The sequence below is a fragment of the Polaribacter sp. Q13 genome (assembly GCF_016858305.2).
Taxonomy (GTDB): domain Bacteria; phylum Bacteroidota; class Bacteroidia; order Flavobacteriales; family Flavobacteriaceae; genus Polaribacter.
In genome coordinates this window covers 4,042,092-4,065,195 of the sequence record NZ_CP074436.1, presented here as the reverse complement: position 1 = coordinate 4,065,195, position 23,104 = coordinate 4,042,092, and the positions used below count along the sequence as shown (strand labels likewise).

Below are 23,104 nucleotides of genomic sequence, written 5' to 3'. Positions count from 1 at the left end.
TCGAAGTGACACTCTTAAAAAAATCTGAGATTATCAATAAAAACAAATGTAGTTTTTTATCAATCAAAATAAAGTTTGTTAACATAATTATAACGTTTCTAAATCCTCAAAATAAATGCTCATAACCTGTTAATAAATTAATTTTTAAAGTCACTTAATAAAGTTATATTTGTAAAACAAATTAAGAAAATACATTACATGAAATTTATTGTATCGAGTTCGCAATTATTAAAACAATTACAAGTTTTAGGCGGCGTTATAAATAGTAACAATACCTTACCAATTTTAGATAACTTTTTGTTTGAATTAGCTGAGAATGAATTAAAGGTTTCTGCATCAGATTTAGAAACAACTATGAGTTCTGTGGTTGAAGTAGAAAGTGAAAGTTCTGGATCTATTGCTGTATCTGCCCGTTTATTATTAGATACTCTAAAAACGTTTCCAAACCAACCTTTAACGTTTAAAACGGAAGGTGACAATGCAATTGAAATTAGTTCTGATCAGGGTAAATATGACATGGCTTATTTTGGTGGAGATGAATTTCCTAAAGCGGTTACTTTGGCATCACCAAGTACAACAGTTGTGCCTGCTAGCATTTTAGGAACTGCAATTTCTAAAACAATATTTGCAGCAGGAAATGATGATTTACGCCCAGTAATGAGTGGAGTATTTTTTCAATTTAGTTCACAAAGTTTAACTTTTGTTGCTACAGATGCACATAAATTAGTTAAATATACAAGAACAGATGTTACTGCAGATCAAACTGCAGAATTTATTATGCCAAAAAAACCTTTAAACTTATTAAAAGGAATTTTAGGTGGTTCTGATAGCGATGTTACTATTGAATATAATGATGCAAATGCAAAGTTTACGTTTGATAATATTGTTTTAGTGTGTCGTTTAATTGATGGAAAATATCCTAATTACGAAGCGGTTATCCCTAAAGAGAATCCTAATAAATTAACAGTTGATAGAGCTTCTTTCTTAAACTCTGTAAGACGTGTTTCTATTTTCTCTAGCAAAACAACACACCAGATTCGTTTAAAAATGGCGGGTACAGAATTAAATATCTCTGCAGAAGATTTAGATTTTTCTAACAAAGCAGACGAACGTTTAAGCTGCGATTACCAAGGAGACGATATGCAGATTGGCTTTAACTCTCGTTTTTTAAGTGAAATGTTAAACAACTTAAGTTCTAACGACGTTTTAATAGAAATGTCTTTACCAAACAGAGCAGGAATTTTAACTCCTATTGATGGTACAGACGAAGGTGAACAAGTTACCATGTTGGTAATGCCTGTAATGTTGAATAGTTAAATTCGGATTATTATAATCTTAAATTTATAGATATTTTAAAAAACCACAATTGAATTTAATTCAGTTGTGGTTTTTTTATGCTTTGTAAATTTTTTCTTTACATTTACCTTTATGAATTTCCTAGCCCATTTATACCTATCACAAAACGACACCAATATTATGATTGGTAATTTTATTGCAGACCATATTAGAGGTAATAATTACGAAGGTTTTTCTAAAGAAATTCAGCAAGGAATTTTCTTACACAGAGAAATAGACACTTTTACAGATGCTCATAAAATTGTACGGAAAAGCAAAAGACGTTTACATAAAAGGTACAGACATTATGATGGTGTAATTATCGATATTTTTTATGATTATTTCTTAGCGAAAAATTGGGCTGATTATTCAGACGTTTCTTTGGATGTGTATACCAAAAGCGTTTATAAATTATTTAGCAAAATTTCAGACGATTTACCTGTAAAGTCTCAAAACTTTATTAAGTATATGATTGAATATAATATTTTATTCAATTATCAATATAAAGACGGAATTGCAAAGGTTTTAAACGGAATGAATACCAGAACAAAAGGAAAATCTCAAATGAATCTAGCCATCGAAGACTTACGCCTTTTAGAAGATGAACTCCAAGAAGATTTTACCTTATTTTTTAAAGACTTAATTGAGCACACAAATAAAAAATTCAAAGAATTAACCGACATTCAATATAAAAATAAATAGAAATAATTTTTCTATTGACATATCATTTATTTAAGAATTAAAACAACTAACTATATGAAAAACGCACTGTTATTATTTACATTTTCATTATTGTTAATCAACTGTAAAACAGCACCTAAAAAAGAAAAAAACTCTACAGGTTTAATATCTCAAAAAGCAATGATTGTATCTGCAAGAGTTGAAGCCTCTAAAATTGGTATTGAAATTCTTAAAAAAGGTGGTAATGCTTTTGACGCAATGGCTGCAACAGATTTAGCTTTAGCGGTTGCTTATCCCTTTGCAGGAAACCTTGGTGGTGGAGGTTTTATGGTCTACCGAAAAGCTGATGGAGAAATTGGTGCTTTAGATTATAGAGAAAAAGCTCCATTAGCTGCCAGCAAAGACATGTATTTAGATAATGAAGGTAATGTTGTTGCAGGAAAAAGTACTTTAGGTGCATTGGCAGTAGGAGTTCCTGGTACGCTTGCAGGAATTTTTGCAGCTCATAAAAAATTTGGGACTCTGCCTATGTCCGAAATTCTAAAACCCGTAATTGTCTTAGCCAAACGAGGTGTTGTTGTAACTAAAAAACAAGAAGACAGAATTAAAAACTATCAACCTTTATTTTTAAAAGCAAATAAAGACTCCATTCCTTTAAGTAAAAACTGGAAAGAAAATGACACCATTAAATATCCTGCTTTAGCAGAAACCTTAATCAGAATTCAACAAAACGGATTGGATGAATTTTACAAAGGGGAAACTGCAAAAAAAATAGTGAGTTTTATTCAAGCAAATGGAGGAATCATCACTTTAGAAGATTTAGCAAATTATGAAGCGAAATGGAGAACTCCCGTTACTTTTAAATATGATGATTTAAAAGTAATTTCAATGTCTCCCCCTTCTAGCGGAGGTGTTGCTTTAGCACAAATAATGAAAGCTATTGAGCCTTTTGACTTAGGTAAATACGGACACAATACAACCAAATCTATTCAAGTAATTACAGAAGCAGAAAGACGCGCTTATGCAGATAGAAGTTTCTTTTTAGGTGATCCTGATTTTGTTACCGTACCACAACAAAAATTAATTTCTAAAGAATATGCTAAAGAAAGAATGGCAGATTTTTCTTTTGAAAAAGCTACAAAATCTGCCGATGTTTCTCATGGAAATATAGAAATTATAGAAAGTGATGAAACAACTCATTATTCTATTATAGACCAGTTTGGAAATGCCGTTTCTGTTACCACAACCTTAAATGGTGCTTATGGTTCTAAATTATATTCACCTGAATTAGGTTTCTTTTTCAATAATGAAATGGACGATTTTAGCAGCAAACCTGGTGTGCCAAATATGTTTGGTTTAATTGGTGCAAAAGCCAATGAAATTCATCCAGAGAAAAGAATGTTAAGTTCTATGACCCCCACAATTGTAGAAAAAGAAGGTAAACTTTTTATGGTGGTAGGAACTCCAGGAGGATCTACAATTATTACCTCCGTTTTACAAACAATTTTAAATGTGCATGAATATAAAATGGGCATGCAAGAAGCTGTAAATGCAGCAAGATTTCATCATCAATGGTTGCCAGATGTTATTAAAATGGAACCAAATAGTTTTGATAAAGAAGTGATATCAGATTTAAAAGAACTTGGGTACCCAATTGATGAAACTACTTCTAGAATTATAGGAAAAGTTTCTGCTATTTTGGTGTTACCGGATACTAGTTTAGAAGGTGGAGCAGATAAACGTGGAGACGATACTGCTGTTGGATTTTAGTTAGCAGTTAGCAGTTAGCAGTTAGCAGTTAGCAGTTAGCAGTTAGCAGTTAGCAAAAATAAAATATTGAATTAAAGAAACTTAATAAAATGCAATTATCTGAAACCCATATTGTAGAAAAACTTGAAAAACCAATTCGTTTTCAAGAATATGGTGTTGGAATTTTCAAATCCATTCCAACAAAGTCTGGCATTAAAAAAGCCATAAAAAAAGAACTTGTTTTTATTGATGGAAGTTTAGCTACCACATCCAAATACATTTCCGGTGGAGAAAAAATAGAACTTTTTGAATCTAAAAATTCATCCACCTTTGAAAGATTAGAACTTGATATTGAAGTATTGTTTGAAGATGATCATTTAGCCATTATATACAAACCTGCAGGTATTTTAGTCAGTGGAAACAAATTTGTAACGATTGCAAATGGTTTAACCCAAAACCTTAAAAAAAGTACTTTAGCTGATGCAGTAAAACCACAACCAATCCACAGATTAGATTATCCTACAAGCGGACTTTTATTAATCGGAAAAACGAGCACTGCTATTACAGTATTAGGAAAGTTGTTTAAAGATAAAGAAATTCAGAAAACCTATTTTGCAATTACTATTGGTAAAATGAATGCTTCTGGAATTATTGATCTTTCTATTGATGAAAAAAAATCTCAAACAGAATATGAAGTTTTAGAATCTGTCCTTTCAGAACGATTTGGATTTTTAAACTTGGTAAAACTACAACCAAAAACAGGTAGAAAACATCAATTAAGAAAACATTTACTAGCTATTGAAAATCCTATTTTAGGTGATAAAGAATATTTTATAGAAAATAAAATTCTAAACGGAAAAGGCTTGTATTTACACGCTGCTAATTTAGAGTTTATTCATCCGTTTACAAAAGAATCTATTTTAATTACAAAAGAACTCCCTAAAAAATTTATAAAGATTTTTTCTGATTTTTAACTTTTATTTGCTTCCTTTTTTACTGAGAATCCATATTTAATTATATAAAGCCAACAAATAGTTTCTTCATTTTAAAAATATTAATTTAGCAACCTCTTATAAATTATAATACATGAAGAAGTTTTTTAAATTTATCGGAATTATAATAGTACTTATAATTGCAACCATAGCTATTTATTATTTGACGAACAACGAATCTTTACCCAAAGGAACACAAGGAAAGGAAGCAGATGAATTGGCTATTAAAATGTTGAGTTCCCTAAACATTGATGCATATAATAATACCGAAATTATAAAATGGAGTTTTAGGAATGAACATCATTACACTTGGCATAAGCAAGAAAACATAGTTCATATTTCTTGGGCACAATACAAGGTAACTTTACATACGAAAGACCCAGAAAAATCGGAAGTATATATTGATGGAAATCTTACAGGAAACAAAGAATTAATAACACAAGCACAAGATTTTTTTAACAACGATTCTTTTTGGTTGGTTGCTCCGTATAAAGTTTTTGATCCAGGAACAGAAAGACGCCTTGTAAAATATAATGGCAAAGATGCTCTATTAATTACGTACACCTCAGGCGGATCAACTCCTGGAGATTCTTATTTATGGATTTTGGACGATAATTACTTACCTAGATCTTTTAAAATGTGGGTTTCAATAATTCCTATGGGCGGCGTTTCTGCAACTTGGTCTGATTTAAAAAACACAGAGTCTGGTATAAAATTACCCAAATCACATACCTTTTCTTTATTCGGCTTACAATTAGATATGGGAAATGTGAAAGCATACAATGAAAAAGCAAACGAATTAGCCAATAAAATTTTAAAAGCAATAAAACATGAAGCTTATAAAAAAACACGATTTATAGAATGGAGTTTTGCTGGTAAAAGACATTTTAAATGGGATAAAGAAAAACATGTTGTAGCCGTTTCTTGGGATACTATTCGTGTAAATTTATTTCCTAGAAACAGAGAAAAAAGTACGATTTTCTTCAATAATAAAAAACAAGAAATTGCAGATACTACCATTGTAAAAAAAGTTTGGGACATTTTTAATAATGATTCTTTTTGGTTGGTTGCTCCTCATAAACTTTTTGAAAACGGAATTATAAGAAGTATTTATAAAGAAGAGAACAAAGATGCTTTATTAGTAAAATACACAACTGGCGGCTCTACGCCTGGAGATTCATATCTTTGGCTTTTAGATTCTAATGATGTTCCTAAAAGTTATAAAATGTTTGTACCAAGTAAAAAAATGAACGGAACTCCCGCTACTTGGCAAGATTGGACAACCACAGAAAGTGGAACTTTATTACCAACAAATCATGTATTTGGTAATGGAAAAATTTTAAGCATGGGAACCGTAAAAGGATATAACTAATGAATTCGAAAATAATAGCAAACGGAATTTTAAGAGCCTTGAGTATTCTATTAGGAATTTTCCTTCTAGGCTATTTTTTATATACAATTCAATCTGTAATAGTTTATATTATTATTGCAGGAATTTTATCATTAATTGCAAGACCCATCATTCTTTTTCTTAGAAAAAGATTAAAGTTTCCGAACACAATGGCAGTTGTATTTACAATGGTTTTAATGTTAGGACTTTTAACAGGTTTAATTCTAATGTTTATCCCCTTAGTGGCTGAGCAAGGTAAAAGTTTATCATTATTAGAAGTCGATAAATTACAAGCAAATATTCAAGAAATATTTAACCAAATAACCTCTTATTTTTCATCGAAAGGAATTGATGTTTTAAACGAATTAAAAAATCTAAATTTTGTTTCTCAATTTAAAGAAATTCCTGATTTTTTAAATGCTATTTTGGCTGCTGTAGGTACTTTAAGTGTTGGCCTATTTTCAGTATTATTTATCTCTTTCTTTTTTATGAAAGACAAATTATTACTAAAAAAAGCGGTGATGACAATAATTCCTAAAGGAAATGAAGGTCGATTCTCTAAATCTTTGGAAACCATTAACGATTTACTATCAAGATATTTTATAGGATTACTTTTTCAGATTACGATTCTATTTGTTTTATACACCATTATTTTGTTAATTTTCGGCATAGACAATGCAGTAGTTATAGCCTTTTTATGTGCCTTATTAAACTTAATTCCTTATGTGGGACCTTTAATAGGTGCTGTTATTATGTTTGTTTTATCGATGACTAGTAATATTGGTCAAGATTTTCAAACAGAAATTTTACCCACAACTATGTACGTAATGATTGGTTATTTTATCGCTCAATTAATTGATAATTTTGGGAGTCAGCCTATTATATTTTCAAAAACCACCAAATCGCATCCTTTAGAAATCTTTTTAATTATTATTATCGGTGGGTTACTTTTTGGAATTGTGGGCATGATTACTGCAGTACCAATGTACACCGCCTTAAAAGTGATTTTAAAAGAGTTTTTGTCTGATAATAAAATAGTAAAATCGATTACAAAAGATATTTAAATTGTCCTTAAATTTAGCAATATTACATCCAGAAGTTCAGCAATTTATTACTGATCATTTAAAATCGAACATTACAAAACTGATTTTAAAAGGAAGTCCTTTTACGGATATCTCTATTCAAGAATTGGCGAATCAAATTGTTGCAAAACAAAAATCTGAACAGAAACTTTCTACCTGGTTTCAGACAAAAAACATTTATTATCCACCTAAAATAAGCATCGAACAAACATCATCAGAAATTACAGCAAAATACAAATGTAATTTAGTTTCTGGTAACTCTATTATAGATATTACAGGTGGTTTTGGTGTAGATTGTTTTTACTTTTCTAAACAATTTAAAGAAGTTACGCACTGCGAAATTAATAATCATTTATCTGCAATTGTTAAGCACAATTATCAGCAATTAAAAAAAGAAAACATTACTACTTTTTCTGGTGATGGAATTGAATTCCTTAAAAATGACACCGCTAATTTCGATTGTATTTACATAGATCCATCAAGAAGAGATGATGTAAAAGGAAAAGTTTTTTTACTGAAAGATTGTTTACCTAATGTTCCAGAAAATATCGACTTTTTGTTTTCTAAAACAAATCAAATTCTCCTTAAAAACTCTCCCATTTTAGATATTACTAGCACTATAAATGAATTAAAATATGTAAAAGAAATTCATATTATTGCAGTAAATAATGAAGTAAAAGAATTACTATTTTTATTAGAAAAAGAGTATGATCAACCTATAAAAATTAAAACTGTTAATATTGGTAAAAAAGAACTGCAAACCTTTAACTTTAATTTTAAAGAGGAACTAACTTCAGAATATTCTAAACCGCTTACTTATTTATATGAACCAAATGCTGCCATTTTAAAATCTGGTGGTTTTCATGAAATTTCACAACAATTAAAAGTATTTAAATTACATCAACACTCACATTTATATACCTCAGATCAAATTATCAATTTTCCTGGACGGGTTTTTAAAATAGAAAAAGTAGTAAATTATGATAAGAAAAAACTAAAGAAATTAGTACCTGAAAACAAAGCCAATATTACAACTAGAAATTTCCCAAAAACAGTAGCTCAAATTAGAAAAGAAACAAAACTTAAAGACGGTGGCAATTTATATCTATTCCTTACTACACTTAATATAAATGAGTATGCTGTTCTTATTTGCAAAAAAACACAACTTAATTAGCTAAATGTTAATAAATTAAATTTTATTTTCAATATTACAATCAGTTTTTTATTAAATTTACCTACACTTTAAGTGTTCCTTGATTAGGGGCTTGAAACACTTAAATAAAAAGTCTCGAATTCACTTTCGAGACTTTTGTTTTTTAGCAACTACTTTTTTCAGTAAGTTTGTATTGGAAGCTTAACTTTATAAATCATGCAAACGATTACTTATCAAGCACTAAAAATTAATGAAAATACACAAACTTCAATTCACGATGTTTTGGTAGTAGAAGCTGCATTACAAATTAATATTAATAAAGAACCTTATACTGTGGTTATGAGAACCCCAGATAATGACAACGCTTTAATAAGAGGTTTGCTTTTTGCCGAAGATATTTATAAAAGTAATAAAACTTTAAATTTTGAAGTGGTTAAGGAAGAAAATGGAAGTCCTACTATTATAAATATTCCTATTTCTAAAGATTTGTTAGGAAAAGGGTATTTGAATAAAAGAACATTATTATCTGTTTCTTCTTGCGGAATTTGCGGTAAAAAAGAATTAAAAGACATTAAAGTGCATGGGGAAAAATTAACACAACCAAATTCTTTTTCCAGTGATATTTTACATGAAATGTTTTTAAGAATGAATGATTTTCAACATACTTTTAAAAATTCTGGAGGAAGTCATGCTGCAGCACTTTTTAATAAAAACCACGAATTTTTAACTGTTAAAGAAGATATTGGCAGACACAATGCTGTTGATAAAGTAATTGGAGATTTGTTGATAAAAGATTATTTAAGCCATGCAAAATACTTATTGGTAAGTGGCCGAGTTTCTTATGAAATTGTTTCGAAAGCCTTCATTGCAAAAATACCTATTATTGTAGCCGTTTCTGCTTGCTCTTCTTTAGCGGTAGATTTTGCCAAAGAATTTGGTATCTGCTTAATTGGTTTTACCAGAGACAACAAAATGACCATTTATTCAAATCCATCATTTATTAAAACAAAAACAATTTATGTCTAAAAAATTAAACGAACAACCTCCCGAAAAATTAACAGGAATTCGTTTAACAGAAGTTCCAAAAACTGCTGTTGGTGTAAAGGCTATTGTTTCTGCTTTAACTCATATAAAGAATGAAGTTGGTGTTACAAAAGGGATTCAATTGTTATCAAAACTAAATCAAAAAGATGGTTTTGATTGCCCTGGTTGTGCATGGCCAGATCCTGATGAGAAAAGGGCTTTTTTAGCAGAATATTGCGAAAATGGAGCTAAAGCAGTAGCAGAAGAAGCAACTAAAAATAAAGTCTCTCCTATATTTTTTACAACACATTCTGTGCAAGAATTGTCTGAATTAACAGATTATGAAATTGGTAAAAGTGGTCGAATTACACACCCCATGTATTTACCTGAAGGAGCAACTAATTACGAAGAAATTTCTTGGAAAAAAGCTTTTAAATTAATTGGTGAAGAATTAAATTCTTTAAACTCGCCAGATGAAGCCATTTTTTACACTTCTGGCAGAACTAGTAATGAAGCCGCTTTTTTATATCAATTATTTGTGCGCCAATTTGGGACAAATAATTTACCAGATTGCTCTAATATGTGCCATGAATCTAGTGGTGTTGCACTTTCTCAAACACTAGGAATAGGAAAAGGTTCTGTTACGTTAGACGATTTTAATCATACAGATTTAGTCATTGTTATTGGGCAAAACCCAGGGACAAACCACCCAAGAATGTTAAGTGCTTTAGGTGAAACAAAAAAACAAGGTGGAAAAATAATAACGATAAATCCGCTACCAGAAGTTGGTTTAATGAATTATAAAGATCCTCAAAATCCTTTAAAATGGATTGGTAGTGGACAAGATTTAACCGATTTATTTTTACCTGTAAAAATTAATGGTGATGTTGCTTTATTAAAAATCATCTTAAAGTTGATGAAAGAAAAAGAAGATGCTGAACCTAATTCTGTTTTCAATCATCAATTTATTGAAGAAAAAACAGCGGGCTTAGAAACTCTTTTAGAAGATTTAGACAAATATTCTATAGATACCTTATTACCACAAACTGGTTTAACATTAGAACAAATTAAGGAAACTACAGACCTAATTATCAACAATAAGAATATAATTATTTGTTGGGCAATGGGTTTAACTCAACATAAAAATGGGGTTGATAATATCCGTGAGGTTGTAAACATCTTATTATTAAAAGGTAGTATAGGAAAAAAAGGAGCAGGAACTTGTCCTGTGCGTGGTCATTCAAATGTGCAAGGAGATAGAACCATGGGAATTTGGGAAAGACCGCCAGCTTCCTTTCTAGATAATTTAGAAAAAGAGTTTGAATTTAAAGCCCCAAGAAAATTTGGTTTTGATGTTGTAGAAGCTATAGAAGCCATGTATAAAAAAGATGCGAAAGTGTTTTTGGGAATGGGTGGTAATTTTATTTCTGCTACTCCAGATACTACTTTTACTGCAAAAGCATTACAAAACTGTAACTTAACAGTGCAAGTATCAACCAAACTAAATAGAAGTCATTTAATTACAGGTAAAAAAGCAATAATTTTACCCTGTTTAGGAAGAACAGAAAAAGATTTCCAAGAAAAAGGAGAACAATTTGTTTCTGTAGAAAACTCCATGGGTGTTGTGCATCAATCTAAAGGAACCTTAGCTCCTTGTGCAAGTCAATTATTAAGTGAAGCTGCAATTGTAGCGGGCATTGCTAATGCTACATTACCAAATTCAACAACCAATTGGTTAGAATTAATTTCTAATTACGACTTTATTCGTGATAAAATTGAAGCAACCATTCCTGGTTTTACAAATTTTAATGAACGTGTAAGAATTAAAGGCGGATTTTATTTACCAAACAATGCACGAGAAAACGATTTTACACCAACAAAAACTGGTAAAGCTAATTTTAGCATTAATAAACCTTCTGAAATTGAGTTAGAAAAAAATCAATTTATGATGATGACCATTAGAACTCATGACCAATACAACACTACCATTTACGGTTTAAATGATAGATACAGAGGTGTTTTAAATGAAAGAAGAGTTATTTTTATGAATGAAAACGACATGAATTCATTACATTTAAAAAAATTAGATTTAGTTGATTTAACAAGTCATTTTAAGAATGAAGAAAGAATAGCAAAAGGTTTTTTGGTTGTTCCTTATGACATTCCTAATCAATGTACAGCTACTTATTTTCCAGAAGCCAATGTACTCGTACCTTTAAAAAGTAAAGCAGATATTAGTAATACTCCTACTTCTAAAACAGTAATTATTACCATCAAAAAAAGATAAAAATCACTTTATGAAAAAGATTATTTTTTTATTTATAGTACTTATTTCTCAACAAATACTATTTTCTCAAACAGAAAATATTCCGAAGAAAATAACACAAAAAGGATTTGCAAAAATAGATTTCCTTTCCATAGATATGCCTATCACTAATGCAACTCCTCTTAATTTTAATGAGCCAAATATGGGATTTACAGGAATTCATTATAATCTATTTTTAAATGATGAGTTCTATACAGGTGTTGGACTTTATGGTTCTATTTCCGGCATTAGAGGAGGTTTTTTTACATTAGGTGTAAATGCAGGTCTTAAAAAATATTTTTCTAAAAAATTATATGCAGATACCGGTTTTCATTTTGGTGGTGGTGGTGGTGCGGGTGCTCCAGATGGTGGTGGTGCTTTTATCTTACCTCATTTTAATTTAGGTTATGATTTTAAAGACTTTTCAATAAATGGAGGTTGGAGTTATATTAACTTTTTTGATGGTGGAGAAATTAAAGGACATCAACTAAATGTTGCTTTAGAAATTCCTTTAGATTTTGAATATTCAAATTATAAATCGGCAGAAAAAGAAATAGATTTAAATCATTTTGAAAATACTCGTTGGAATCAAAATCCAAAAAGAAATTCTTTAATGGTTCACTTTAATAATTTAAAAGTTTTAAGCAAGGCTAGATCTACAGATAATCAAATTTTAGAAGGTAAAACCATAAAATTAGCTGGGTTTGAATATACATCTTACTTAAACAAAAACTGGTTTACATTTTTAAAAGTAGATGGCGCCTATGATGGCATTAGAGCTGGTTATATGGATGTTTTTTTAGGTGGAGGTTATCATTTATCCATGAACAATAACAGAACCAACATTTTAGCTAAACTTGGTATTGGTGCTGGTGGCGGTGGCGGAGTAGATAGTAAAGGAGGTTTTTTATTCTACCCAGACATATCACTTGAACAACAACTATTTAAAGACATTTATGTATCCGTTAACAAAGGGTATTTATTAACTCCCAATAAAGATTTTTATACCTCTACTTTTGGAGTTGGTATTAAATATTATATAGAGAGAAATGGTGTAAAAATCGAAAATAATTCTTTTACACAAGGAAAATTTAAAGGTTTTGAGGTAATTGTAAAGCAAGACATGTATTTTAATGCCAAAAGAATGGAAGATGTAACAGAACACATGCATCAAATTTCTTTACAAGTAAATTTAGATTTAAATAAAAATATATTTGTAGCTGGTCAAACTTCTTTTGCCAATTTTGGTAATGCAGGTGCTTATGCAGAAGGTTTGGTTGGTTTAGGTTTAAAAACGAATCCGATGTTAAATAATTCTACTTCCTTTTTTACACAAGTTTTAGGAGGTGCCGCAGGTGGAGGAAACATTAGTACAGGGCAAGGTTTAATTATAAAACCTAGTTTAGGATTTAATTATGAGCTTTCTAAAACGTTAAATTTAAGAGCAGCTGCAGGTTATGTAAAAGCAAAAGGAGGCGAATTAAGTAGCCCTTTTATCAACCTTGGTTTAAAGTATAACATATCTTTTTTGAAGTTGAAATAATGAAAAACATCGCTAGTATTAAAAATATTTTTTAATACTAGCGATGTTTTTATATTTAACACCTTATTTTAAATATTTTCTCTTAAATAATTTACTACAAAGTCTATTTCTTGTTTTGTAGTATATTTTGAAAAAGAAAAACGAACTGAAGTTTTATCGGCATCAGCATCATTTAAAATTTCTCTTAAAACATGTGAACCTTTATTGCTTCCACTTTGGCATGCACTTCCACCAGAAACAGCAATTTCAGCCATATCTAAACTAAATAAAAGCATCTCATTTGTAAAAGGAAAACGCACATTTAAAATGGTATAACTACTTTTTTCTAAGTCTGAAGAAAGTCCGTTAAACTGAATATTTTTAGAAAGACTCTTTAATTCAGTCATAAAATATCCTTTTAAATTTTCTATATCTTTTTTGTCCTTATCTAAATTTTTAATTGCAATTTCTAATGCTTTTTCCATGCCTAAAATTGCATGTACATTTTCTGTACTAGACCTAGCTCCCATTTCTTGATCGCCACCATGAAGCATCGGTAAAATTCCAAATCCTTTTCTAAAAAAGGCAAACCCTACACCTTTTGGTCCATGAAACTTATGTGCACTTGCTACAATAAAATCTACAGGTATTTTTTGTAAATCAATTGGATAATGAGTAATAGCTTGTACAGTATCTGAATGAAATAATGCATTGTTATTTTTACAAATTACAGCAATAGTATCAATATCTAAAATGTTACCAATTTCATTATTTATCAACATTAAACTTACTAATGTTTTTTCTTTTGAAGCTGATAAAAGTTCTTCTAAATGTTTAGTATTAACTGTTCCAAATTCATCAACATCAACATAATCTACAATAATGTGATGTGTTTTTTCTAAATGATTACACGTATGTAAAACGGCATGATGCTCTATTTTAGATGTAATAATTCTTTTAACTCCAAGATTAAAAACAGCATTGTGTAAAATTAAATTATCTGCTTCTGTACCTCCTGCAGTAAAAATAATTTCACTTGCAGTTACATTAAAATGTTTCGCAATTTTTTTCCTTGCAGTTTCTACCGCAGTTTTTGCTTTTCTTCCAAAATGATGAATTGATGAAGGATTACCATAATTACTTTTCATAGAAGTATATATTACATCTATAACTTCATCATCTATTTGTGTGGTTGCTGCGCTATCTAAATAAACAGTATTCATAACTTAAAATTACAATTAATTAGGGTTTTGAAAAATGTAAACCTCTGTTGCTCCTAATCCATATTTCTTATAGGAAGCATCATAAAATTTAACAGGGTATTTACTTAACAATCTTTGAAGTTCTGATCTTAATACTCCTTCTCCTACTCCATGAATAAAGACTACTTTAGAAATTCTTTTAGAAATAGCAAACTCTACTTTGTTTTTTGCGGTATCTAGCTGAAGATTTAACATATCATAATTATCCATATATTTTGTAGATTTTGCAAGTTTATTTATATGTAAATCGACTTCTAAAATCACTTCCTTTTTTTCCTTTTTGAATAAACTTTTCTTCGGTGGATTTTGGGCTATCTTATCTTTTAATAAAGCATTATTTATATCGCTATATTTAGATAATTCATGTTGCTCTACATCAATTCTAACTAACTCAGACGAATGAAACTTAAACACCATACCATCCGTAGTTTCTACAAAAATCTCATCACCATTAATATTGATGACTTTTCCTTTTAGAACATCATCTAAAACGGCTACCTTATTTCCAATTTCTAAATTCATTCTAAATTTTAAATTAATTCTACTAAAACTTTACAAAGATATGTTCGCTACAAAAATAACAAGATGAAATAGGTTTCTCCTAAAAACAGTATAAATTCTCAGAATAAAATTATGCGCAAAAAGATGTCTTTAAAACAGCTATCTTTTTTTATAAATTTTTTAATTTATCACCAAAAAGTAATAACAAAATAATTGGGATACCCAATGAGATAACTAAAATCTTATTTGTATTAAATAATGAAGGGTTTAATAAAAGTGATATTACAAAACCTCCTATAGCTCCCCCTAAATGTGCAGAATGACCGACATTACCCAATTGCTTTTTCATTCCGTAAATTGAATATAGTAAATACCCAACTCCAAAAATATAACCAGGAATTGGTATTGGAATAAAAAATAAATACAGTTCCATTCCCGGATATAAAAGTATAGATGCATATACAATACCAGAAACTGCACCAGAGGCACCTATGGCACTATAATAAGGATCATTTTTGTGGTATCTAAGTGAATATAAACTGCCTGCTAATAGACTACCAAAATAAATAATTAAAAAATTTACAACTCCTAAAATATGTACTACAATATCTCCAAAAAGATATAAAGCATACATATTAAAACCAAGATGCATCCAATCAACATGCAGAAAACCAGAGGTAATTGTTCTTATTTTTTCGCCAGATAAAACTTTACCTACTTGAAATTTATATTTGTCTAGAAAAGCATAATCCTTAAACCCTTTCATAGAAACCAAAACATTGGCTATAATTAGTAATAAAACTGCTTGATTTATATTATTCATCATACAACAAACTTACTAAAATCTGATTTACTAATACTATATCAATTTAAATTTATATCCGATATTTGCAATCTAAAATAATACTCCATGCATTTAATAGTCTTTAGTCTTATATATCCTTTCATCTGGTTATTTTCTAAACTTCCTATGAGGATATTATACCTAATTTCCGATGGACTTTACTACTTAAACTACTATATTATTGGTTATAGAAAAAAAGTTGTACTAGAAAATTTACGTTTAGCTTTTCCTGAAAAAAGTGAGAAAGAAATTATAAAAATAAGTAAAGGTTTTCTTAGACATCTTTCCGATTTTATTGTAGAAACGATAAAAACCTTTACAATTTCCGAAAAAGAAATTTCCAAAAGAATAAAATATAAAAATATTGATTTACTTAAAGAAGTTGCAAAAAACGGAAAAAGTATTTCGTTAGTTGGAATTCATCAAGCAAATTGGGAATGGCTTACGGGTTTACCTTTACAAATTAAAAAACCAGATTTTTATGCTGCTTATACTAAGGTCGAAAATAAGTATTTTGAAAAGGTTGTTAAAATGTCTCGCTCTAAATTTGGCGGAACACTGTATAGAACAACAGATACAATAAGAAATATTCACAGGAATTTTGTAAATAAAAAACAAGGAATTTATATTTTGTTAAGCGATCAATCTCCAATAATAAATAAAACTCATTATTGGTCTGAATTTATGGGAATAAAAGTTCCTATTCATACGGGTGCCGAAGCATTAGCTAAAAGGTACGATATGTCTTTTGTATATTGGACGACAAGAAAAATTAAAAGAGGTTATTATGAAGTAGAATTTGAATTGATTACTGAAAACCCAAAAGAATATAAAGATTACCAACTTACCGATAAGTTTTTAGAAATAACGGAAAGGAATATTAGAAACCAACCAGAGGTTTATTTATGGTCTCACAAACGTTTTAAACATAGAAATAAAGTACCAAAAGAGTTTTTATAATTCTTTTAGTACTTTATTTATAATTTTTATATGCGAAATCTTCCTCCTATAAGTATGTTTCTCTGAAAAAAAGTAAAACTTTGAGATGCTCCATCATTTGGATTATAGGTAGTTTGAACATCTGGCATATTTATATAACCAAACTTTAAATCTGATTGAATATAGAAATATTTAAAGAAAGTTAAATCTATACCAACTACAGCAGAAGCTCCCCAACCGGCAATATGAAACTCATCATGTCTTTCTTGATTAAATAAAGTTACATCTGTTCTTGGATATAAAATACCAGCTCCTAAACCTTCACTAAGGTTTATTTGAAAGTTTTTATGGTTTATACCTATCAAATGACCAATTTCATCAAATCGTCTAAACTCAACATTTACATAGTTTAAACCATCTGTATGCTCTAGTTGTAAAAAATTCTTGGTTAATTCTATATCTTTATTGTTATAAACGTCATCAAAATCAGGATTACCAGAATTTGTAATAACGCCATCAATTTTTACTGTTTGGTCTGCAACCATTACATACTTCATGTGATCTACACCAATAGAAATTGTATAATTTTCCTTTAAAAAATAACCTATTCTATAATTATTCTGAGGAATCGTAATATTTCCAGGGTTAAAGTAATCATTAAAACTAAACGGAGTCTGCCTGTCTTTTGCTTTTACATTATGTAAGGTAAAATCGTAGCTACCATTATCTCCTTTAAAATGAATATCAGAATTAGAATAATTAGCCCTATTCCATCCCCAATAAAAAAAGAACTTTCCTTTATTTGTTATTTTATCTACTTTTTTAAAATCTTCTGTCTTTTTTTCTTGTGAAAAAGCACAGATACTCATTAATAAAAATGAACCTATAATTAATTTATTTTTCAAAATATTATGCTATAATTGCTTTAATTTCATTGATAAATCTTACTGCTAAGTCATCTGCAGCTTGCTGTGATTTTGCTTCTGTATAAATTCTAATAATTGGTTCTGTATTCGATTTTCTTAAATGAATCCATTCGTCTGCAAAATCAATTTTTACACCATCTATTGTATTAACATCTTCGTTAGAATAGGTAGACGCCATTGTTTCTAAAATCTTGTCAACATCTATTTCTGGTGTTAACTGAATTTTATTTTTACTCATAAAATAACTTGGGTAAGAATCTCTTAATTCTTTACAAGATATTTTTTTATTTGCTAAATGCGATAAAAACAAAGCAACACCTACTAGAGAATCTCTACCATAATGAGAAGCAGGATAAATGATTCCGCCATTTCCTTCTCCACCAATTACTGTATTGGTTTCTTTCATTTTGATAACCACATTTACTTCACCAACTGCAGAAGCAGTGTATGTTCCGCCATGTTTTTGGGTAACATCTCTTAAGGCTCTAGAAGATGATAAATTAGAAACCGTATTTCCTCCTCCTAATTTCCCTAAAACATAATCTGCACAAGCAACTAATGTATATTCTTCTCCGAACATAGAACCGTCTTCAGAAATTAAAGCCAAACGATCTACATCTGGATCCACTACAATTCCGAAATCTGCTTTTTTCTTAACTACTAATTCAGATATATCTGTTAAGTGCTCTTTTAATGGTTCTGGATTGTGAGGAAACTGTCCGTTTGGTGTACAGTATAATTCAATACATTTTACACCTAATTCTTTTAATAAAGCAGGAATAAAAATTCCTCCTGTAGAATTTACTCCATCTACAACTACCTTAAATTTTGCTTTTTTAATGGCTTTTACATCTACTAAATCTAACTTTAAGACTTCTTTAATGTGCTTTTTTAAGTATTTTTTGTTCTTTTTGTAAGAACCTAAATCGTCTACTTCTGCAAAAGAGAAATCTTCACTTTCTGCTAAAGCTAAAATTTGTTCTCCTTCTGCTCCGTTTAAGAATTCTCCTTTTTCGTTTAATAATTTTAAAGCATTCCATTGTTTTGGATTGTGAGAAGCGGTTAAGATGATTCCTCCATCTGCTTTTTCTAAAGGTACAGCAACTTCTACGGTTGGTGTTGTAGATAAACCTAAATCGATTACATCTATTCCTAAACCAACTAACGTATTCGCTACTAAACTAGATATCATTTTACCAGAAATACGAGCATCTCTACCAATAACCACTTTTATTTTTTTCTTACCTGCATTTCTTGCTTTAATAAATGCACCGTAAGCAGAAGCAAACTTTACTGCATCTATTGGTGTTAAATTATCAGCAGTTTTTCCACCAATGGTTCCTCTAATTCCTGATATTGATTTTATTAATGTCATATTTTATGGTTGTCTTTTTAAGCGGAACAAATATAATTCTATTAAGTGATAAAATAAATTAGTGAGCTGTTAATTTTGTGCACGCTATATGTTAGCAAAAGTGTGCGTTAGGGATTGTAACGGCATCCTTTTTATAGCCCTTATTAAAAAGCGTCATTGCGAGGAACGAAGCAATCTGTTAATTAATGATGAGATTGCCACAGTTTACTAAAAAGTAAACTTCGCAATGACAGCTATAAAAAGATACAGTGAAAAGCCCGACCTTTTTAGGGAACGCCCAGAGAAAGTGTTGGCTGTATTCTGTATTTAGTATTCAGTATTCAGTATTCAGTATTCAGTATTCAGTATTCAGTATTCAGTATTCAGTATTCAGTATTCAGTATTCAGTATTCAGTATTCAAAAAATAAATTTTTTGAATATGGGAAACCTCAAAGTTGTTAGAAGTTTTAAGGCACAAAAAAAGCCGATACAAGTTGTATCGGCTTTTAAAATATATTAGAAATGTAAATGATTATTTACCTTCTTCCATTTTTTTCTTTAATGCTGCAAGACCACCAATATCTCCTAAGGTAGTTTTTTCTGCTTCTGCTGCTTTCTTAACGGCAACTTTCACATTTCTTTTCTCTTGCTCTTTAAATAAAGATGTATGAGAAACAACAACTCTTCTGTATTCTTTAGAGAATTCTAAAACTACAAATTCTATTGTGTCTCCTTTTTCTAATTTAGAACCATCTTCTTTTTCTAAGAATCTTGTAGGTGCAAATCCTTCTACGCCATCAGCGAAAGTTACAACTGCTCCTTTATCATTCTTTTCTTTGATTGTTCCTGTGTGCTTAGAACCGATTGCATACGTAGCTTCATGTGCATCCCAAGGGTTATCTTGAGTTTGCTTATGACCTAAGTTTAACTTTCTGTTCTCTACATCTAATTCTAATACTTGTACTTCAAGCTTATCACCAACAGTTACAAAATCTGAAGGATGTTTCACTTTCTTAGTCCAAGATAAGTCTGAGATATAAACTAAACCATCAATACCTTCTTCTAATTCTACGAATACACCAAAGTTAGTATAGTTACGAACTGTACCAGTGTGAGTAGAACCTACAGGATATTTAGTAGTAATATCTGTCCAAGGATCTGGGTGTAATTGTTTAATACCTAAAGACATTTTACGGTCTTCACGGTCTAAAGTTAAAATTTGAGCTTCAACTTTATCTCCAACTTTTACGAAATCTTGTGCAGAACGTAAGTGAGTTGACCAAGACATTTCAGAAACGTGAATTAACCCTTCTACTCCTTGTTCTACTTCTACAAACGCACCATAATCAGCTAAAACAACAACTTCACCAGTTACTTTATCTCCAACTTTTAAGTCAGTGTTTAAAGCTTCCCAAGGATGAGCAGATAATTGTTTTAAACCTAATTGAATTCTAGATTTGTTATCATCAAAGTCTAAAATTACAACGTTTAATTTTTGATCTAATTCTACAACCTCATTAGGATGATTGATTCTTGACCAAGATAAATCAGTAATATGTACTAATCCGTCTACACCACCTAAATCAACAAAGACACCATAAGAAGTAATGTTTTTAACAATACCTTCTAATACTTGTCCTTTTTCTAATTGACCAATAATTTCTTTTTTCTGTAATTCAATATCAGCTTCAATAAGAGCTTTATGAGATACAACAACGTTTTTAAATTCGTGGTTGATTTTAACAACTTTGAATTCCATTGTTTTCTCAACATATTGATCGTAATCTCTAATTGGCTTAACGTCAATTTGAGATCCTGGTAAGAATGCTTCGATTCCGAAAACATCTACAATCATACCACCTCTAGTTCTACATTTAACGAAACCGTTAACTACTTCACCAGTTTCATGAGCATTGTTAACACGTTCCCATGCTTTAATAACTCTTGCTTTTTTGTGAGATAATACTAACTGACCAGAAGAATCTTCTCTTTTGTCAACTAATACTTCTACTTTATCTCCAACAGCTAAACCTTGGTTGTAACGGAATTCGTTTAAAGAAATAACTCCTTCAGATTTAGAGTTGATATCGATGATTGCATCTCTATCAGTAATTCTGATTACAGTTCCTTCAATTACGTCACGCTCGTTTACAAAACCTACAGTTCCTTCTAACGCTTTTTCAAATGCTTGTAATTTTTCCTCATCAACAGCTTCAATACCTTGTTCGTATTTGTGCCAGTTAAAATCAGCTAAAAATTGTTGTGGATCTACAGCTGGAGTCGCTGTTTCTTGTACTTCAGTAGCAACTAATTGCTCTTCAGTGTTTTTTGTTTCTTCAGACATTTCTGAATAATAATTTTGTATCTTATTGTTTATCAGATTTTAACGATATAAACGCAAAGAGTTGTTTTTATAAATTGTTTTAAATATCCTTCTTATAAATCTGTTCTCGTAAAAAGGAGTGCAAATTTACAAAATTGTTTTGATTATTAAGCAATTAGAATTAATTTATTATTCCTTTTATTCTTGATACACAAAAAACTACCTTTGCACTTTTAAAACCTTTTTAGGGTTGATATTAATGAAGATGGATAAAAAGACAAAAGATTTAGTAAACAAAGGTATTATGCTTCCGTTAATGGAAGAGTTTTATACAATACAAGGTGAAGGTTCTCATACAGGCACTGCAGCTTATTTTATTAGAGTTGGTGGTTGCGATGTGGGTTGCCATTGGTGTGATGTTAAAGAAAGTTGGAATGCAGAATTGCACCCACCAACCCTAGCAGATACAATTGTAAAGAATGTAACAAAACACGCTAAAACGGTTGTTATTACGGGTGGAGAACCTTTAATGTGGCCAATGAATTATATTACAGAATTACTTCAGCAGAATAATATAAAAACACATATAGAAACTTCTGGAGCCTATTCTTTTTCCGGAAAATGGGATTGGTTTTGTCTTTCACCAAAGAAAACAAAAATGCCTTTAGACGAATGTTATCCAGAAGCAGACGAACTTAAAATGATTATTCATAACAAGTCAGATTTTGATTTTGCTGAACAAGAAGCTGCCAAAGTTGGCGAAAAATGCCAGTTATTTTTACAACCAGAATGGAGTAAAAAAGAAAAAATGACACCAGAAATTGTAGATTATGTGATGAAAAATCCGAAATGGAAAATTTCTTTACAAACGCATAAATACCTGAATATTCCATAATATTCAGGTATTAACTATTTTTATTAGAAGCTGTTTCCTGCTTTCACTACTCGCTTTTTTTATCCTAAAAAGGAATAAAAAAGAGCTCAAACAAACCGTTCAATCAGGGCTAAGCGCATTTATAAATTTAATGTTATTCAGAAAGTTTTCTATCTACTAACGTACAAATACGTTCAAATTGCTCTGTAATTCCCATATCAGAATTATCAAAACCAATTGCATCAATTGCTTTCATTAAAGGAGAGTCTTCTCTCGTAGAATCAATTCTATCTCTTTCTTCAACATTAAAAAGAATATCTTTAAAATCCACTTTATCACCTCTATCAACCAACTCTTTATAACGTCTGGTTGCCCTTTTATCCGCAGATGCGGTCATAAATAATTTCAGTTCTGCACCCGGAAAAACAACAGTACCAATATCTCTACCGTCCATAACAATTCCACTATTTTCTCCCATTATTTGTTGTTCAGCCACCAACTTTTTTCTTACTGCAGAAATAGTAGCTACTTTACTAACCAATTGAGATACCTCTAAAGTCCTAATTTCTTTCTCAACATTTTCACCATTCAAAAACATTTCCGCAAAACCCAATTCCTTGTTAAACTGAAAAGTAAGAGAAATATCTTTTAAACTAGAAACAAGTGCTTCTTTATCTAAAAAATCTTTACCTACAAAACTATTTTGTTTTGCAAACAAAGTAACAGCTCTGTACATTGCACCAGTATCTACATAAATATAATTATACTTTTTTGCTAGTAATTTAGCAATGGTACTTTTACCGGTAGATGAAAATCCATCAATTGCAATAATAATTTTTTTACTCATA

Annotated in this window: 19 protein-coding genes; 12 read left to right on the top strand and 7 right to left on the bottom strand. The window is 30.1% G+C overall.

What is annotated here, in order from left to right; genetic code table 11:
- The first annotated feature begins 198 nt into the window (after positions 1 to 198).
- The 10 genes from dnaN (at position 199) to JOP69_RS17125 (ending at position 13,253) form a co-directional block, all read left to right on the top strand.
- On the top strand, positions 199 to 1,317 hold the full coding sequence (gene dnaN / locus JOP69_RS17170; protein WP_203393646.1) for a DNA polymerase III subunit beta: 1,119 nt from the start codon (positions 199 to 201) through the stop codon (positions 1,315 to 1,317).
- Between the two features lie 159 nt (positions 1,318 to 1,476).
- Positions 1,477 to 2,037, top strand: a complete 561-nt coding sequence (locus JOP69_RS17165; protein ID WP_203393673.1) for an ACP phosphodiesterase — start codon at positions 1,477 to 1,479, stop codon at positions 2,035 to 2,037.
- Positions 2,038 to 2,091: 54 nt separating this feature from the next.
- Positions 2,092 to 3,786, top strand: coding sequence for a gamma-glutamyltransferase (gene ggt, locus JOP69_RS17160; RefSeq protein ID WP_203393647.1), 1,695 nt, complete (start codon positions 2,092 to 2,094; stop codon positions 3,784 to 3,786).
- Positions 3,787 to 3,875: 89 nt separating this feature from the next.
- A complete protein-coding gene (locus tag JOP69_RS17155) occupies positions 3,876 to 4,739 on the top strand; it encodes an RluA family pseudouridine synthase (protein ID WP_203393648.1) in 864 nt (287 codons plus the stop codon).
- A gap of 112 nt (positions 4,740 to 4,851) precedes the next feature.
- A complete protein-coding gene (locus JOP69_RS17150) occupies positions 4,852 to 6,129 on the top strand; it encodes a hypothetical protein (RefSeq protein WP_203393649.1) in 1,278 nt (425 codons plus the stop codon).
- Positions 6,129 to 7,211: an AI-2E family transporter gene (locus tag JOP69_RS17145; protein WP_203393650.1), complete on the top strand. Its 1,083-nt coding sequence runs from the start codon at positions 6,129 to 6,131 to the stop codon at positions 7,209 to 7,211. Before JOP69_RS17150 ends, JOP69_RS17145 begins: the two co-directional genes overlap by 1 nt.
- Before the next feature lies 1 nt (position 7,212).
- On the top strand, positions 7,213 to 8,403 hold the full coding sequence (locus JOP69_RS17140) for a class I SAM-dependent methyltransferase (protein ID WP_203393651.1): 1,191 nt from the start codon (positions 7,213 to 7,215) through the stop codon (positions 8,401 to 8,403).
- A gap of 195 nt (positions 8,404 to 8,598) precedes the next feature.
- Positions 8,599 to 9,408 (top strand): formate dehydrogenase accessory sulfurtransferase FdhD, encoded by an 810-nt coding sequence (gene fdhD / locus JOP69_RS17135; RefSeq protein WP_203393652.1) that lies wholly within the window; start codon positions 8,599 to 8,601, stop codon positions 9,406 to 9,408.
- Positions 9,401 to 11,692, top strand: a complete 2,292-nt coding sequence (locus JOP69_RS17130; RefSeq protein WP_203393653.1) for an FdhF/YdeP family oxidoreductase — start codon at positions 9,401 to 9,403, stop codon at positions 11,690 to 11,692. The genes fdhD and JOP69_RS17130 overlap by 8 nt, the downstream gene beginning before the upstream one ends.
- Positions 11,693 to 11,702: 10 nt before the next feature.
- Entirely contained in the window at positions 11,703 to 13,253 is a 1,551-nt protein-coding gene (locus JOP69_RS17125; RefSeq protein WP_203393654.1) for a hypothetical protein, read from the top strand.
- A gap of 68 nt (positions 13,254 to 13,321) precedes the next feature.
- Here JOP69_RS17125 and JOP69_RS17120 read toward each other — a convergent pair whose 3' ends face one another.
- The 3 genes from JOP69_RS17120 to JOP69_RS17110 form a co-directional block, all read right to left on the bottom strand.
- Positions 13,322 to 14,455: a cysteine desulfurase family protein gene (locus JOP69_RS17120; protein WP_203393655.1), complete on the bottom strand. Its 1,134-nt coding sequence runs from the start codon at positions 14,453 to 14,455 to the stop codon at positions 13,322 to 13,324.
- Positions 14,456 to 14,470: 15 nt separating this feature from the next.
- Entirely contained in the window at positions 14,471 to 15,016 is a 546-nt protein-coding gene (locus JOP69_RS17115; protein WP_203393656.1) for a Smr/MutS family protein, read from the bottom strand.
- A gap of 148 nt (positions 15,017 to 15,164) precedes the next feature.
- Positions 15,165 to 15,821 carry a rhomboid family intramembrane serine protease gene (locus JOP69_RS17110; RefSeq protein WP_203393657.1) on the bottom strand — a complete coding sequence of 219 codons (657 nt, stop codon included), beginning with the start codon at positions 15,819 to 15,821 and terminating at the stop codon, positions 15,165 to 15,167.
- Positions 15,822 to 15,905: 84 nt separating this feature from the next.
- Between JOP69_RS17110 and JOP69_RS17105 the strand changes: the two genes are divergently transcribed.
- On the top strand, positions 15,906 to 16,799 hold the full coding sequence (locus tag JOP69_RS17105) for a lysophospholipid acyltransferase family protein (RefSeq protein WP_203393658.1): 894 nt from the start codon (positions 15,906 to 15,908) through the stop codon (positions 16,797 to 16,799).
- 26 nt (positions 16,800 to 16,825) lie between these two features.
- Here the strand turns inward: JOP69_RS17105 and JOP69_RS17100 are convergent, their stop codons facing one another.
- From JOP69_RS17100 to rpsA, 3 genes are all read right to left on the bottom strand, one after another.
- Positions 16,826 to 17,683, bottom strand: coding sequence for a hypothetical protein (locus tag JOP69_RS17100; RefSeq protein ID WP_252191123.1), 858 nt, complete (start codon positions 17,681 to 17,683; stop codon positions 16,826 to 16,828).
- A 4-nt stretch (positions 17,684 to 17,687) separates the two neighbouring features.
- Complete coding sequence (gene glmM / locus JOP69_RS17095) at positions 17,688 to 19,079, bottom strand: phosphoglucosamine mutase (RefSeq protein WP_203393659.1); 1,392 nt, start codon at positions 19,077 to 19,079, stop codon at positions 17,688 to 17,690.
- A gap of 512 nt (positions 19,080 to 19,591) precedes the next feature.
- The gene (gene rpsA / locus JOP69_RS17090; protein ID WP_203393660.1) at positions 19,592 to 21,403 is read right to left on the bottom strand and encodes a 30S ribosomal protein S1; all 1,812 of its coding nucleotides are present in this window, start codon (positions 21,401 to 21,403) and stop codon (positions 19,592 to 19,594) included.
- Positions 21,404 to 21,647: 244 nt separating this feature from the next.
- Between rpsA and JOP69_RS17085 the strand changes: the two genes are divergently transcribed.
- Positions 21,648 to 22,277: a 7-carboxy-7-deazaguanine synthase QueE gene (locus JOP69_RS17085; protein WP_203393661.1), complete on the top strand. Its 630-nt coding sequence runs from the start codon at positions 21,648 to 21,650 to the stop codon at positions 22,275 to 22,277.
- 133 nt (positions 22,278 to 22,410) lie between these two features.
- On the opposite strand, the gene cmk is transcribed toward JOP69_RS17085, so the two are convergent.
- Positions 22,411 to 23,103: a (d)CMP kinase gene (cmk, locus tag JOP69_RS17080; RefSeq protein WP_203393662.1), complete on the bottom strand. Its 693-nt coding sequence runs from the start codon at positions 23,101 to 23,103 to the stop codon at positions 22,411 to 22,413.
- Position 23,104 lies beyond the last annotated feature (1 nt).